The 1,113-nt window shown below is 72.9% G+C and carries 1 protein-coding gene; it reads left to right on the plus strand.

Going from position 1 to position 1,113, the window contains the following annotated elements; all coding sequences use genetic code 11:
• The coding region (locus AOK08_RS41660; RefSeq protein ID WP_157877040.1) for a molybdopterin-dependent oxidoreductase at window positions 1–1,113 on the plus strand (1,113 nt) is incomplete at both ends.

Raw genomic sequence — 1,113 nt, forward strand, 5'->3', positions numbered from 1 at the left:
TCACCCGGGCCCGTGGTGACCGCGACGACGTGTTCAGCAAGGGGTTCATCTGCCCCAAGGGCGCCTCCTTCGGGGCCCTCGACAACGACCCCGACCGACTGCGCACCCCCCTCGTACGACGCGACGGCGAACTGCGCGAGGCGAGTTGGGCGGAGGCCTTCGACGCCGTCGCGGCCGGTGTCCGGGGCGTCGTCGAGCGGTACGGGCCGAACTCCGTCGGGGTCGTCCTCGGGAATCCGAACGTGCACACCATGGCCGGGGCGCTCTACCCGCCGGTCCTGCTCGCCGGCCTCGGCACCCGCACCGTCTTCTCCGCCTCCACGGTCGACCAGATGCCCAAGCACGTCTCCAGCGGGCTGCTCTACGGCGACGCCAACGCGATCCCCGTACCCGACCTCGACCGCACCGACCATCTGCTGCTCATCGGCGCCAACCCCCTTGAGTCCAACGGGAGTCTGTGCACCGCGCCCGACTTCCCCGGCAAGCTGAAGGCCCTCAGGGCGCGCGGCGGCACCCTCACCGTCATCGACCCGCGCCGCACCCGCACCGCGAAGCTCGCCGACCGGCACATCGCGATCCGCCCCGGTACGGATGCTCTGCTGCTCGCCGCGATGGCCTTCGTCCTGTTCGACGAATTCCTCGTCGACCTGGGCGAGTTGGCGCCGCACGTGCAGGGCGTCGCCGAAGTGCGGGCGGCTGTGCGGGACTTCACACCCGAGGCCGTCGCCGAGGCCTGTGACGTGGACGCCGGCACCATCCGCACCCTCGCCCGTGAACTCGCCGCCGCGCGGGCGGCCGCCGTCTACGGCCGTATCGGCAGTTGCACCGTCCCGCACGGCACCCTCGCGAGCTGGCTGGTCGACGTCCTCGACATCCTCACCGGCAACCTCGACCGGCCCGGCGGCGCCCTCTTCCCGCAGGCGGCCACGGACCGGACACCCCGGCCGGCCGGACCGAGTCACGGGTTCGCGCTGGGCCGCTGGCACTCGCGGGTCAGCCAACATCCGGAGGCGAAGGGCGAGTTGCCGCTCTCCGCGCTCGCCGAGGAGATCGACACCGCCACCGCCGAGGGCGAGCCGATCCGGGCCCTCATCGCCCTCGGCGGTGGCGGTG

It is taken from the genome of Streptomyces graminilatus, assembly GCF_001418565.1.
GTDB classification, from domain to species: domain Bacteria; phylum Actinomycetota; class Actinomycetes; order Streptomycetales; family Streptomycetaceae; genus Streptomyces; species Streptomyces graminilatus.